Here is a 13,796-nt window from a genome sequence, read left to right on the forward strand (position 1 = left end):
GAAGCTCATTTTTAAGAATGGATCCGACATTTTCCGCAAAACATAAAACCAGAGTTCATCTACAAAATGTAGCATAAACTCTGGTGACAATGCTGGTCTATTATTATTTTATTATTTGTCTCATGATAATTTCTTCACCGATACGTCCTATTAGCCTCTCATTCGTATCTTCAAACCCTACTTTTACATATAGTTTCTGCGCTGGTATATTATCTTTGTCAACAACTAAAACAATTTCATCACAGTTAGGGAATTCTGTTTTAACAAACTCTACTAGTAATGTCATGCCTTGTTTTGCGTAGCCCTTCCCTTGCTCCATATGATTAATTGATAATGCAGATAATAGCATCGCATTTATATTATTAGAGTATTTCTTAACTCGTTCATTTGAATTTAGGAGAAAGAAACCTACAGGTGTATTTTCACTTAAAATTACAATACGATGCTGTCCTTCATTAATTTCCTCAAATTTGCTTGGCAGTGCAGAAAATTGTTTTTGTTCTTCAGTAAGTACAAAAGTGTTCAATTCTTTCATATATTCACTTGAAAAATGCTTTAATTCAACCTTTTTCAGTTTTTCCATTACATAATTCTCCATTCACTTTTTCTATACTTTACCACTTTTTTAGGTTTTGGTCATTCATTTATTTGAAATTTCAAAAATATAAAACCTATATACATCACGATAACGTTTGGGGATTGATCATCTGTTCATGTCCTAACACCCCAACTGGCTTCATGCTGTCCTTTTGTTAGTGATGTATTGCTAAATATAATTAGCCTTTATTTGATTTCGTTCACTACCACTGCCGTATTGGAGCAACAATCGCTTCAATTCCCGGGGCTTTCTTTCTCTAACTGTCACTATCCTCGTGAAAGTTCTAGACCTATGTATCATTTCTTTAGCATTAGTTATTACTTCATTAACCCATGAGATTCCTCCATACAACTTATTCTTTAATTAACGTCCTATGCCAATTCCATTCCATGGAATACTTTACCTATCAAATCTTAACAATGGATTTCTATGTAAATTTTTCCTCTTCCAACTACCCTGCTTCATTAATGGAAGAAACATTACTTTTAGACATTTGCAACTAATTGATAAAAATATCGTTATTGTAATTATTGGAGGAGATTGGAATGGTTATTAAGACATTTTTTCTTTATTTAGCGTATATCGTTTATTTTGTAATAGTGCTTTTCTTAACTTATTGTTTCCAATGGGTGACGGTGCTTTTTATGGGAGGTATTCGATTTACAGCTGCAGAAAGTTATCCTGGGGATTTGAGTACTATTTCTTTAGTTGTATGGAGCTTCTTATTTTCTAGCATTCATTTTATTATTATAACAATGTATTTATTTTTTCATAATTTAATGATGTTTCTGTTTAAAATTAGGTTTCAAAACAAGCTAGCGTTTTTGTTTAATTCTTTTGTGACTGTCTGTTTAGTTTTTTATTATTTAAAAGTATTTTTAGATTAAGCTATTCAAGATGGAACCCATTTCAATTTTCTCATATCGTCCTCCTCTGCTTTATCCTACACCCAATATTTACTAGTTCCATTTGAGTAAGTTACTGATAAAATGAATGAAGTTCGTTTCATCATTTGGAGGCAATATGACCGATGTAAGCACCCAACCTATAACTACCTTACTTTCCCAACTGACATATAGTCCTTTGTATATCTTGATTGTAATTCTCTCCATTGTGGTATTAACGCCCTCAAGTCTTGATCAATATTACTCTACAGTTATATATAAATGTATTGCTGTTTTCTATATCTTCATTTATCTACTAGCAGTTTATTTTTACATATCAGCGAAATAAACTGCTACTGCCTTGTTACTTGTCTTTTGTTAGGAACTATATCACAAGCGTGTCTATCTACTATACAAGCTCTAATGCAGAAGACATCAAGTATTAAAATCCCAATAAGTTCAAATTATTTTTTTTTTTGATATTTTTGCAGGGAAAGAGACAACCACTACTATTAACCCTAAATAGAGAGGGTATTTTAAAAATTCATTCGTTGAATAGCCCAATAAATAAGGCATGCCTATTAATGCCATTACTATACCAATTACGAACAAACCCATTTCAATTTTTTTAATCATATATTTCTCCCAATACTTAATATTTCTAATTCATTTTGATTATCCTCTAACGCTACAACTAGAGAGGCTTTAGCTTATTCAAAAGGAGACCTCTTAAAATAAAAGACACCCCTCAGAAATAAGGAATGTCTAACTTTTTATCTGTACACATCTAACAGATTTAACAAATATCTTTCTAATTCATTAATCGCAAACAAAACTTCCTTATGAAGTCGATCTTCAACCACGCTATCATCAGTAAAGACCTCTAAGTATTTATTCACGTCTACAAAGAATTTTTCATACTCCTGTAAAAATTCATCAATTGTTTGATCACCAGGTGTTACAGATAAATAAATTGTTTTAAATAAATTAAAGTCACTATATGCATTACTTAAAAAATAAATTGCCAGTATTCTATCGCTATTCATATACAATTTTACAAAGGATAGGTTTTGTTTTATTTTTTTCAATGCATTGATAAGATTGTTCGTTTGCTTCAACATATTTGCGGTATTACTATACATCTGTTAATCACCTCCATCTTTATAATAAGCAGAAGATCAACAAATTGGAATAATTTTCAGGAAATTTCACTTTGAAAACTTCCTTTATCATACCTTAAATCGAAATATTAAATAAAAATACTAAATGTATTACAGCAAGGAATCCTATTGGATAAATAATGGCTCTTGAAAACCTATTTTTAAATTCATTTCGAGGATGTCGTTCAAAAATGAAGTGCAAGATTGCATGAATGATAAAGAATAAATCAAGAACCCAAAAAATAATGGTTTGATACTGACTGAAAAGTAAGGAAAGGATTGATACGTAAAGAAACAGGTGAATAAAAGTGAATACTTTATAAGCCTTTGAATCTTCCATATCTTTAAGTATTATAAACAATCGCCACTCAGAATGTCTTATAGCATCCATTTCGTGCAAAAGAAATAATGAAAAGTTCAATAAAAAAAGGATGAGTAATAAATCAGGCATATAAAACCTCCTACATTTTATATACCAAATTTTACTATAAAACCACTTTTGAAATACCAAATAAACCCGCCAAAATATGTCGATTTAAAGTTCGTTATCATTCTTTTCCTCAGATTAAATAATTGAGAGGAAAACATTACCTCAATGAACACAATCAAAACGCTTTTCGTTGGTAAATAATATTGGTAATCCCCCAAGAAATACTATAGATTGCCAAAATTAAAAGTGCCGCTCCTATATATAAAACCGTGACAGATGTATGATCTATAAAATCAATGATTGCTGTTAAGTGTTCATTCATATACAATGCAACAGGTCGTGAAATCCATGTTAAGAGGATAAAGCTAATCAGTATAACAGTTGTAATATAGCCCTGTTTAAATACCTGAAATAATGGGAAAGTAAGCGCAGCAAATAATAAGAATAAGCCGCTACCAATCGCAATATCTGCCATCGTAAAATGTTTATTGAAAGCAAATAACGCTAAACTTGTCACCCCAATGGATAAAATCATATATACAATTGCACCAAGATAGCGTGATGCGATAATCTCCGTACGTGTGTAAGGTAAGGAATTTAATAATATATTTGTCTCTACTTTTTCATCATATGCATATGTGTTAAAGGGAATAAAAATACTGGCAACTAGAAAAATTAAAGCTGGATGTGCCCCCATAATAATAAAGACTAAGATAAAAGGAATAAAGATTACTAGCTGCCTTTTCTGTAGTATGACATCGCGTTTGATTAAGTTAAGCATGATGGATGCCTCCTTTAAAGTAATACATGATATCTTCCAGAGAGGCACGTTCAATAATAACGGTGTCTCCGAAAATATTTTTTGCTGCCTTGATATTATCCGTTAATGCTTCAAATCCTGTTGTTGCACGATGAACATGAACAAATGCCTTTTCAGTATCTCTATCCAGAAGCTCCAATTGGCCTTTGACGAGTCCATAGTTTTCAGCTACATCGTGAATAGACTGATTAAATACTAATTCCCCTTTCTGTATAAAGGCTATATAATCTGCGATACGATCTAAATCAGTTGTAATGTGCGTAGAGAAGAAGATGGTGCGATTACTATCCACCATTAATTCCTGTAATAGATCTAACAGCTCCCGTCTAAAAATGGGATCTAATCCTGCTGTTGGCTCATCCATAATGATCAGCTCTGCGTGATGTGAGAGTGCTATCGCCAATGATGCCTTCATTTGCATCCCTTTTGAAAAAGTTTTTATCGCTTTGTTTAGTGGTAATTCGAATTGTTCAACATATTGATAAAATAATGTGTCATCCCAGCGTTTGTAAGCAGGTGCAACTATGCGTTTTATATCTTTTAAGTTCAGCCCTTCAAAAAAGATATTGCCATCGTATACAAACCCAATGCGCTCCTTAATCGCCTTCTCATGCGTCTTGTAGTCCAATCCGAAAAGCTTCACTTCTCCGGTATCTGGTTTTAATAGATTCATCATCGTTTTTATCGTTGTCGACTTACCCGCGCCATTTGCTCCAATGAATCCCGTAACAAAGCCTCGCTTCACTTGTAAATCAATATTATTTACAGAAAAACCTTTGAACTTCTTCGTTACATTTTTTAATTCAACCACATTTTCCATTTCTTTCACTCCTCGTATAGAATCTTCAATAATTCCTGTAACTCCTCAAGTGACAGGCCCATTTCTCTGCTATTCGTTATGACCGCGCTCAGCTGTTCCTCAATAACCTTCAGCTTCTTTTCTCTTATAACCTCTAAATTTTGCTCTGCAACAAAAGATCCTTTGCCGACAATGGAATAGATAAAGCCCGCCTTCTCTAATTCCTCATAGGCCCGTTTCGTCGTTATCACACTAATTTGTAAATCCTTTGCGAGGTTGCGCATAGAAGGTATTGCTGTCCCCTCCTGTAGTTCACCTGCTAAAATAAGTGATTTAATTTGATTCGTAATCTGTTCATAAATTGGCTCCTTTGAACTGTTCGAAATAATGATTTGCATGCCAATCCCTCTTTTTTATTTTTTTGAGAATATAGTTGAAATAATGCCCCCTAGTGCTGCAATCAGTATCGCAATAACATGAATTGAGATGGCCATATTAAAAAATGGAAAGGAGTAAGGGGTAATCCATTCGGTGAAGAACCTCGAATCCAAAATCCATCTTCCCATCCTCGCAACAAAATCTCCCTTCTCTAAAGGCGGAAATACATACGTTTACCTTCACCATTACATATTGTATATATACTATATAAACATTATATACACAAATGAAAATTTAGTTCAACCACTTTTTTGGTTGAAAGGAAATTTTTCACCAATAAGAGGAGGACATGAATGAATGATATTTCTGTAAAGTAAGAGGTTTAATCTAAAGTACAAGTAGCTTTGATAAATAATAAATAGAAGGAGCATGTTACTAACAGATAAAGACCTTTAGGCAAGGCGCGGGTTGATTTCCGTTCGCTCCAGGGTCTCCTCTGTGACGCTAAATCCCCTAGGAGTGACGCTGGCTCCACTCCAATCAACCATTCTGCAAAATGTCTTTACTTTTTCATACTAGCATAGCAATCAAATAGCCCAATATCTGTATTCTTGGGGGGGATAGGATTTATATTTTCAATGTGGAGAAGTGATGCGTGACAACACCCCTCCATAAAGAGTAGTGAACATCTTCACTTTATCTGAAAATCTTTGCTAAAAAATTAAATATTTATTTGGTTGGAGTGGAGGGCTACTTGACCGTGGGATCGCGAGACAGGCAAAACTCTAAACGAAGCGGTAACGGAGGAAGCGATTCGGCGCTCGCCCACAGGAAAGCAAGTAGCCTGCAACGGAAATCCAATTTCACTTTTCACAAAAATTCTATGGATGGTTTTGTTTTTCAACACTAAAGAGCATGTTTGATAAATAGCTCTATCAAAACATGCTCCTATAAGATTTTGTAATTATTCTCCACAACAGCTATTTGGCTATCGATTGTATCTTGTCGTTTTAACGGTGTATTTCATCCATCTTAAATTATATACACCTATTCAGCTATGTTCATTTTGAGATTGCTATTTGATAATTTATGATATAATGAATCATCTGACTATACTGGCAAGACAACGGCTGTAGCGTGTGACGACGCTGCGGCTTTTTAAATGTATAAATAAGCTATATTTACACAAACTATTAATGAGTGTATCGCACGCACTTCATAGGCTATGACGTTGGTTGACCGTCACAGCCTTTTTTATTGTTTAAATTTATTTTAAAGGCAATAAACTATACAAAAGGAGTTAGCTTTTCATATAAATAGTAGTGTTAAGCTAAACTAGTTTAACTTGTACCTCCCGAATTGTTACTTAGGGTCACTTCCAGCCGAGTGACCCTTAAATATTTCTAATTCGTACGAACCACGATAAATATGTAATATACATTTTTTGAAAAAGGAGAATAACTGGCTAGCTGCTTTCTATAACTTTACATATTCTAGATGACTGAAAGGAGGGACTTTAATATGGGATATGAAGTTTACGGTTCAAGCTATGGCAAGCACGATAATTTATCATTCGCTCTAATTGTTGTCCTATTTATTCTTTTAATTATTGTCGGCGCTAGTTTCTTGCATAATTAATACTTGTATTATTGGCAACAATTAAAAACCTGCATTACGCCTTCTGCTACTAGTGGAATGCCTATCTATCAGCCTTATCTTTTCATGCTATGACCAAAGGGTCGTCTCCCACTCTGGTGACCCTTTTTTAGCTTCTTTCCTCATATGCATACTTTGTCACACTTCATTTTAGTAAACAAATTATTTTAAGTGTTTTCTTGATAGCGCCATATTCTATATCCATTGTTTTAGCATCGTGTATAGAATTCTTAATTGTGATGGCTTACATATGTCAAAACAAGCTCGGCTGCTCATATAAAGTACTAATCTAACATAAAGTTCATACAATATAAACATAATTAAGGCTAAAAATAACAAAGGAGAATGGCTATGAGCATTGAATTTATTACACTTGCACCAACAATATTGCAAGTGTTTAAAGCAGGAGAATCGAATCCAAAAAAAGTAAAGCGCATTGTTTATGGACAAGCTACATCTGATGCAAATGGGATAGCCACATTTTATTTTACAGACAACGCATTAGCTAATGGCTCCCCTCTTTTATCAACAATTGACTATGCCGTGTCAAGCGTATACTCTACAAATTCGTCGATAAATGTAAGACCGAGAGCACAAATGAGGGAGAAGAATAGTATTGGAAAATATGTCTCTGCTAATATTACCAATATTAGTGGTGTCACAGTATTAGGAATTAGTGTATTAGGATCAGAAAATCCAGTAAGTGGCGTTATTGTAGATTTTATGGTTTTAGGTAGTTTTGATGTGTAAGAATGGCATATACCAGCCCCACGTAAATACTCCCTCCTGCTGCTTCTGCGTTCATTATCGTCCGTGTTGGGTTGTAGACAACTTGTTTAGGGAATCTGCGCTACAACGTTTATCAAAATCATTGGGATAACTACTTAAATCCTCTTGAAAATCTATGCAATTTCTTTCAATGAAAAATATTGGGTAAAAATTTAGGTACAGTTCACTTGAAATGCAGGATTGTTTACAGGTGATTTTCGTACGGTAGTATTTCAAAGGGGCGTTTTGGAAGGTGCGTTAAAGATAAAAAATCAATTATTAAATCTAAAATAAAGATCTCAATATGTTTTGAGTCAAAAAAATATAGACAAAGTCGAAAAAATCGACTTTGTCTATTGAAAGCACTCTATTCAAGAATGTTTTTTTTAAAATTAAAGTTTAACGATGTTAGCAGCTTGTGGTCCGCGTTGACCTTCTTCTACTGTGAATTCAACTTTTTGACCTTCTTCAAGTGATTTGAAACCTTCACCTTGGATAGCTGAGAAGTGAGCGAATACGTCTTGTCCGCCTTCTACTTCGATGAAACCAAAACCTTTTTCTGCGTTAAACCATTTTACTGTACCTTGTGTCATTTAAATGACCTCCAATAATGTTATTAAATAAAATCATACAACTTCCAAAGAAAAAAATTCACATATTACAAAAAGTAACTAACAAAACACGATTACTCTTTGTAATATGTGAATTTATTATTTCTTTAAGAAAGATTCTATTACATACAGTATATGATAAAAAATCGTATTAGTCCAGCCCTAAATGAAATTTTTATCAATGAAAGGCTAAAACCTACAATTACCACTTATTTTAAAAGTTAAAATTAGTCATTTCATCACCATTAAGCAGTTACAGAATAATTATTTATTGAGGAATATCTCGCCAGTCACTTACATCCCATTAACCTTCATTATTTCTCCACAGCCTCCACACTTGATAGCGCTCTTTGGTCTCATTCACTCTACTCCCGTTTATGCCTCCTTAGGTTCAACATGGACATGCACTTCATAAACCCCTTGCTTTTCAACCATATTTTTTTCAACAACAGAAGCGACATCGTGAGCTTTCGTGATATCTAGCTTTGCATCTACAAGAATAACGACATCGATTACCTCGTTATTACCATAATTTCTTCCTCTGATTTCTTTCAACCCTTTAACGCCATCTATTTTTAAAATAATTTCTTTGTATGTTTGAAGAATTTTCTCATCAAATCCATCAGAAAGTTCATGAGAAGCATCTTTAAAAATCTCCCAAGCTGTTTTACAAATGATGAAACCTACAATAATAGCTGTTACCGTATCTAACCATGGCATATGTAGTTGTGATCCCAAAATACCTACAGCGGTTCCAATACTTACCCAAGCGTCTGACAAATTATCCTTAGCAGCTGCCATAACGGCTTTACTGTTGATCTTTTCTGCCAATTTTTTGTTATAGCGATAGACAAAATACATCACCAATGTCGATCCTAATCCCACATAGGCTGCAACCATATCTGGCGATTCTTTTCCACCTTGAAAAATTGAAATAAAAGCACCCACTAATACTTGAATACCAACTGCCATCATTATAAATGAAGCGACCATCGATGCAATGGTTTCACTTTTCCAATGCCCATATCGATGATCATGATCTGCAGGTTTTTGTGAAAGCTTTAGTCCAATCAGTACTGCAATAGAGGCAATTATATCTGTTGTATTATTTAATCCATCCGCCTTTAAAGCCTCTGAACCACTCATGTAACCAATTCCAACTTTCACGATGGATAAAACTATATAGGCAATAATACTGATGATGGCGCCACGTTCACCTAATTTAAGGTTATTATATCTTTCTGCTTCCAATTCACTTACCTCCCACTTACGTACATTATCATCATAACAACCCAACATCGAGTGGGTCTACAGCAACCTTTTTGCCTTACTATACATAAGTAGGGCGAAGATAAAAGTGTTGATTATGGGAAAAAATACAGCACTTAGGAAGAAACTTAATTACTGGTTAAAAACCTAGAAATTATTATACTAAACGAATAAAATAATAGTGTATCTGTTCTTTAAGATTTTTTCCTCCAACGAACACACCTGACAAAACTTGGTCATTTCCAAATTCGGAAGTGACCTTTTTTATGGGCACGTAAAAAAGCCTTGCCACAAATCGTAGCAAGACTCTTGATCTCAATTTTATTCTCTATCCTCGCAGAAATCCGCCTTCTGAGTGGATTATTTGTCCAGTTATCCATGTAGCTTCATCACTAGCTAGAAAGCCAATCACTTTGGCCACATCCTCTGGCGTTCCGAGTCGACCCATTGGAAATTTAGGTAATAAATAACCTCTAATTTCATCATTCATCCATGTAGAATCTGTTGGTCCCGGATTGACAGCATTTACGGTAATGCCTAGCGGTGCTAGCTCCTGTGCTAATGATCTAGTAAAGGCTGAAATTGCCCCTTTTGTTGCTACATAGGCTAGCTCTCCCATCATAGGACCTAAATCTTGACCAGATGTCATATTAATGATTCTCCCTGAGATTAAGTTAGCTTTTTCAAAAAGACGGGCAAATTCCACACAAAGAAGAAAGGTGGACCTCATATTCACCGCGTAATGTTCGTCTAATGTTTGAGCATCTAACACTAGATAGCCATCCTGTGCTGAATGGGCAGCATTATTTACTAAAATGGAAGGTACGCCCAGTTGTTCGACGGCCGTTTGGCGTATCGTTTGGGCTGACTGTGAATCTGATAAATCAATCGTCATTTCTTCACAAGAAACACCCATACTCAAAATCTCCTGTTTGAATTCGCCAATCCAATTACGATCAGCATGCCAGTGTGTAAAAAAAATACTGACACCATCCGCAGCTAATCTTCTACAAATAGCTGTGCCAATATCTCGTGGGTGGCTTGCACCTGTAATGATCGCTATTTTATGCTGCATTTTACTCATTATTTTTACCCCCAGTTAATATGGGATGCTTTCGATGGTTATTGAGATTTTAAATAAAAAAAGAGCATCACCATAATGGTCTGCTCCGTTTTTAGGAATCAAAACTCCTCACCGCGCACCCTTGAAAATGAACATCATACCTAGATACACTTTCCCCTTAAAAAAGCTACAGCATTTGCCACATATAGCGTATGAATTCCCCTTTCTTCATATAATACAAAAATTTGTCTTAATTTCTAATCTAAAATTTTAATTTTATTTTGAACGTCAATAGAAAATGTTTCTATATCAAATTGATGCTGTTTTATTGTGTCTTCCGCTAACTGTTGAGCCTTCTTTTTAGCTATGTCATTTTTCTCTTCTGTTAAATTAATCCTTATCTGAATTTCCTCCGACATAATACTATGATCAATGCTAAAGGCGCCAAAATTTTGTTCAATCATCGTCTCAAATAGATTGGCCATTACATCGTTATAACTTAGCCGAGTCGAGAACGCTTCTGCTGGCTCATAGAGATTCTTTAACGTTATTTGAAAAGAGATGGGGTTTAAATCATTGTCTTTTATAACACCCAACATCGTTTCTTCTATATGTTGCTTTGTCTTATGATCGACCTTGGCGGGTAATGACACAAGGAGCTCGATTTTCCCATTGGATAGAATCCCATAATCTAATTGAAAGCTATAGGATTCCTTGCGCAATGCATGAAAAATCTCACTGATTAAAAATTGATATTGCTGAATATAACGCAATAATTCATTATTGCTAGGTCGTGACAGAGGAGCATTGGATTTTTCAGCAGAATGAATAGGTGCATTTGGAAAAAAGAAAAATGCACCACAAACAAGAATCGAAAGTAGCAACCATAACGTAAATATCTTTTTGATAAACATTTATAGCCCCCTTATTGGGGACTATATGCCAATTATCTAAAGTAAATTACGGTAGAATCTTATAAAACAACACACGGTCTTGTTTTTCGCCACCATAATTACTATGAATGGACATATTATCCATCACTTTGTCACCTTTTTCCATTCTAAAGCCCATATTTGTATGAAAGGCAATAGACACTTCGTTAATAGGCGACGTGACACATTTCACAATATTTCGATGGTATTGCTTCACAACATGAAAGAATACATCATATAATCTTTTTGCAATATTCTGTTTTCTATAATCAGGATGGACCCCAACAAAATGGATAAACGCTTCATTTGTTTTGGACTGCGATAAAAAGCCGATGAGGAAGCCGATAATTTCGCCATCCTTCTCCATTATCAGACTCGTATTTGTAAAGTGATCAAAAAATAATTTAGGCAGCTTATCTGACATATTCCTGCCGCCCCACCACTTATCAATTAATGGAGATAAAGTATAGTAATCTGAACTCTGTACACTACGAATGTTCATGGAATCCCTCCTCCTTTTCAACTCATACAACAGATTTTATGGTCTGAATGTATCGACAGCTACAACAATGAGATAAATGGTGACTATCACCATTGCAAACACACTACCAATCCGTATCAATTTTATTTGCAAATCGGATACCTCTGGTGTTTCTTTATAACGCCAACGCTCAAAGAATAAAGAACTTTCCTCAGGATCATACAAACTCCAAATACAATAACCATAAACAGGTATAGATAAAACAATGCAGATGAATAACATCTCTATACCCTCCATCAAGGATGCTTAATCCTATTCTTATTTTACCCTACCATTTATTTCAATATCAATGGTTCTATTTATACCTTTGCCATTACTAATGACTTTAACGTATTGCTTAAAGCCTGAATATGGTTCGTCGTATCTGTCATGCTTACTAGAAGCTGATTTTCGTCCTCCACTGAATGTAGAATATCACCCGTAGAAGCTGCATTTTGCTCAGTCATGTGATTCAGTTTTTCAATTTGCATTTGGATCACCTCAAATTGTGAGATGGCACTGCTTAATTCATGCATTCCCCTCGTTAAATCTGTATTCGTTTCTGAAAAAGAATCTTTTAAACTATTAAAGAAATGACTGACATCCTGTAAAAGCTGTTCTCCGTGCTGTAGCGCCTTTTCACCGTCATCTGAACGTTGATGAGCCTCTGTTGATTTTTCAAACAAAGTTTTCGTCACATTAGTAATGCTGACTGTAATAGCGGCACTTTCCTCTGCTAGCTTACGCACCTCATCAGCTACAATGGCAAATCCTTTACCATGTTCCCCTGCTCTAGCCGCTTCTATCGCCGCATTTAATGCCAATAAATTGGTTTGTTCTGCAATATGAGTAATTCCCTTTAATAGGCTATCCACCGTTTGCAGGCTGTGTTGCAGCTCGTTGACAGTTTCCGCAGTAGAGCTCATCGCATGACTCATGACGCTCATTTGAGTCATTGCATCCTGCATTTTATCCCATCCTGCCGATACTTCTGTTTGTAGCTCCGTAGATTTTGCGACCGTATCCTTCGAAATCGTCAATGTTTTATTGACGAAATGTACAGAGTCGCCCATTGTGCCATGAATCATTTGTAAACTGGATGCCTCCTGCTGAATACTTGCAGAAATATCCTCTGTGGCTACTAAAATTTGCTTACTAGAGCCAGAAATCCTTTGCATGGTTTGTTGGAATTGCGTGACATGTTTGTCCAATGCCTGACTGCTCTTTTCAATTTCTTGAAATGTATTTTGTAGTTGATTGAAGGATGCTTGTACTTCATTTTGCTGGATTTCTGCATGTTGAATCAGTTCATTCCCCCATTTTGCCAGCAAATAAAAGGCAATAATGACCCCATTCATAATCGCCAGAAGTGTCACAAAGACAATGGTGTCATCAAATGGCCCCAACAATGATGACGAGTTAACCATATATAAAATGAAAAAACTAAGATTTGTTAGAATGCCAAAGAAGACGATCAATTCCTTTTTAAAATACAGTGCAATAATCGCCACTGTGCATAGTAAAATATAATGTTTATTTAACGAAAAGCTATCAAGCAAAAATAAGGTAAATACAACACTTGATGGAATGAGGCCAAAAATAAAGCCTTTGACATACGTTTTTATAGGTAAAAAATAATTACACACCGCCAAGGCAATGACAGCTAGCCCAATAAATAAAAAATGTATGCCCTTCGATAGAATCATAGGTCCGCATATTAGAATGGCCAAAATTGAAATAATAGCCAAATTTACACGATGGACTTTTCGTGTATCATAACGAATTTTATTCTCCATTACTTTCCCCCTAAAAAATGAATAGACATTCAGTTTAATTTTCTATTATTATATAGTATAACTACTACTTTTTGTAGCTAAATATTGCATTTATAAGCATAAGTTACTTATT

At 34.8% G+C, this 13,796-nt stretch carries 16 protein-coding genes and 1 pseudogene; 2 read left to right on the forward strand and 15 right to left on the reverse strand.

The window, feature by feature from the left end; genetic code table 11:
- Window positions 1-103: 103 nt before the first annotated feature.
- From JTI58_RS22570 to JTI58_RS22605, 8 genes are all read right to left on the reverse strand, one after another.
- Window positions 104-583 (reverse strand): GNAT family N-acetyltransferase, encoded by a 480-nt coding sequence (locus tag JTI58_RS22570; protein ID WP_205443859.1) that lies wholly within the window; start codon window positions 581-583, stop codon window positions 104-106.
- Between the two features lie 1,358 nt (window positions 584-1,941).
- Window positions 1,942-2,118, reverse strand: coding sequence for a hypothetical protein (locus tag JTI58_RS22575; RefSeq protein ID WP_205443861.1), 177 nt, complete (start codon window positions 2,116-2,118; stop codon window positions 1,942-1,944).
- Between the two features lie 137 nt (window positions 2,119-2,255).
- A complete protein-coding gene (locus tag JTI58_RS22580) occupies window positions 2,256-2,624 on the reverse strand; it encodes a hypothetical protein (protein WP_205443863.1) in 369 nt (122 codons plus the stop codon).
- Between the two features lie 94 nt (window positions 2,625-2,718).
- Window positions 2,719-3,093 carry a DUF6713 family protein gene (locus JTI58_RS22585; RefSeq protein ID WP_205443864.1) on the reverse strand — a complete coding sequence of 125 codons (375 nt, stop codon included), beginning with the start codon at window positions 3,091-3,093 and terminating at the stop codon, window positions 2,719-2,721.
- A 154-nt stretch (window positions 3,094-3,247) separates the two neighbouring features.
- On the reverse strand, window positions 3,248-3,853 hold the full coding sequence (locus tag JTI58_RS22590; RefSeq protein ID WP_205443866.1) for an ABC-2 transporter permease: 606 nt from the start codon (window positions 3,851-3,853) through the stop codon (window positions 3,248-3,250).
- Window positions 3,846-4,712 (reverse strand): ABC transporter ATP-binding protein, encoded by an 867-nt coding sequence (locus JTI58_RS22595; RefSeq protein WP_205443867.1) that lies wholly within the window; start codon window positions 4,710-4,712, stop codon window positions 3,846-3,848. Before JTI58_RS22595 ends, JTI58_RS22590 begins: the two co-directional genes overlap by 8 nt.
- 5 nt (window positions 4,713-4,717) lie before the next feature.
- Window positions 4,718-5,089 carry a GntR family transcriptional regulator gene (locus JTI58_RS22600; protein WP_205443868.1) on the reverse strand — a complete coding sequence of 124 codons (372 nt, stop codon included), beginning with the start codon at window positions 5,087-5,089 and terminating at the stop codon, window positions 4,718-4,720.
- A gap of 15 nt (window positions 5,090-5,104) precedes the next feature.
- Window positions 5,105-5,257 carry a YfzA family protein gene (locus tag JTI58_RS22605; RefSeq protein ID WP_243456216.1) on the reverse strand — a complete coding sequence of 51 codons (153 nt, stop codon included), beginning with the start codon at window positions 5,255-5,257 and terminating at the stop codon, window positions 5,105-5,107.
- A gap of 1,375 nt (window positions 5,258-6,632) precedes the next feature.
- Here JTI58_RS22605 and JTI58_RS25285 point away from each other — a divergent pair.
- Both JTI58_RS25285 and JTI58_RS22615 read left to right on the forward strand, forming a co-directional pair.
- Window positions 6,633-6,707, forward strand: a pseudogene (locus tag JTI58_RS25285) (YjcZ family sporulation protein); the annotation flags it as partial.
- A 369-nt stretch (window positions 6,708-7,076) separates the two neighbouring features.
- Window positions 7,077-7,475, forward strand: a complete 399-nt coding sequence (locus JTI58_RS22615; protein ID WP_205443870.1) for a hypothetical protein — start codon at window positions 7,077-7,079, stop codon at window positions 7,473-7,475.
- Between the two features lie 410 nt (window positions 7,476-7,885).
- Here the strand turns inward: JTI58_RS22615 and JTI58_RS22620 are convergent, their stop codons facing one another.
- From JTI58_RS22620 to JTI58_RS22650, 7 genes are all read right to left on the reverse strand, one after another.
- The gene (locus JTI58_RS22620; RefSeq protein WP_004225195.1) at window positions 7,886-8,086 is read right to left on the reverse strand and encodes a cold-shock protein; all 201 of its coding nucleotides are present in this window, start codon (window positions 8,084-8,086) and stop codon (window positions 7,886-7,888) included.
- A 393-nt stretch (window positions 8,087-8,479) separates the two neighbouring features.
- The gene (locus tag JTI58_RS22625; protein WP_279381293.1) at window positions 8,480-9,355 is read right to left on the reverse strand and encodes a cation diffusion facilitator family transporter; all 876 of its coding nucleotides are present in this window, start codon (window positions 9,353-9,355) and stop codon (window positions 8,480-8,482) included.
- Between the two features lie 346 nt (window positions 9,356-9,701).
- A complete protein-coding gene (locus JTI58_RS22630; protein ID WP_205443872.1) occupies window positions 9,702-10,457 on the reverse strand; it encodes an SDR family oxidoreductase in 756 nt (251 codons plus the stop codon).
- A gap of 236 nt (window positions 10,458-10,693) precedes the next feature.
- Window positions 10,694-11,350: a hypothetical protein gene (locus tag JTI58_RS22635; RefSeq protein WP_205443873.1), complete on the reverse strand. Its 657-nt coding sequence runs from the start codon at window positions 11,348-11,350 to the stop codon at window positions 10,694-10,696.
- Window positions 11,351-11,396: 46 nt separating this feature from the next.
- A complete protein-coding gene (locus JTI58_RS22640; RefSeq protein ID WP_205443874.1) occupies window positions 11,397-11,870 on the reverse strand; it encodes a GNAT family N-acetyltransferase in 474 nt (157 codons plus the stop codon).
- 36 nt (window positions 11,871-11,906) lie between these two features.
- Window positions 11,907-12,131 (reverse strand): DUF6199 family natural product biosynthesis protein, encoded by a 225-nt coding sequence (locus JTI58_RS22645; RefSeq protein WP_205443876.1) that lies wholly within the window; start codon window positions 12,129-12,131, stop codon window positions 11,907-11,909.
- Window positions 12,132-12,208: 77 nt separating this feature from the next.
- Window positions 12,209-13,684: a methyl-accepting chemotaxis protein gene (locus JTI58_RS22650; RefSeq protein WP_205443878.1), complete on the reverse strand. Its 1,476-nt coding sequence runs from the start codon at window positions 13,682-13,684 to the stop codon at window positions 12,209-12,211.
- Window positions 13,685-13,796 lie beyond the last annotated feature (112 nt).

The organism is Lysinibacillus fusiformis, from assembly GCF_016925635.1.
Lineage (GTDB): Bacteria > Bacillota > Bacilli > Bacillales_A > Planococcaceae > Lysinibacillus > Lysinibacillus fusiformis_F.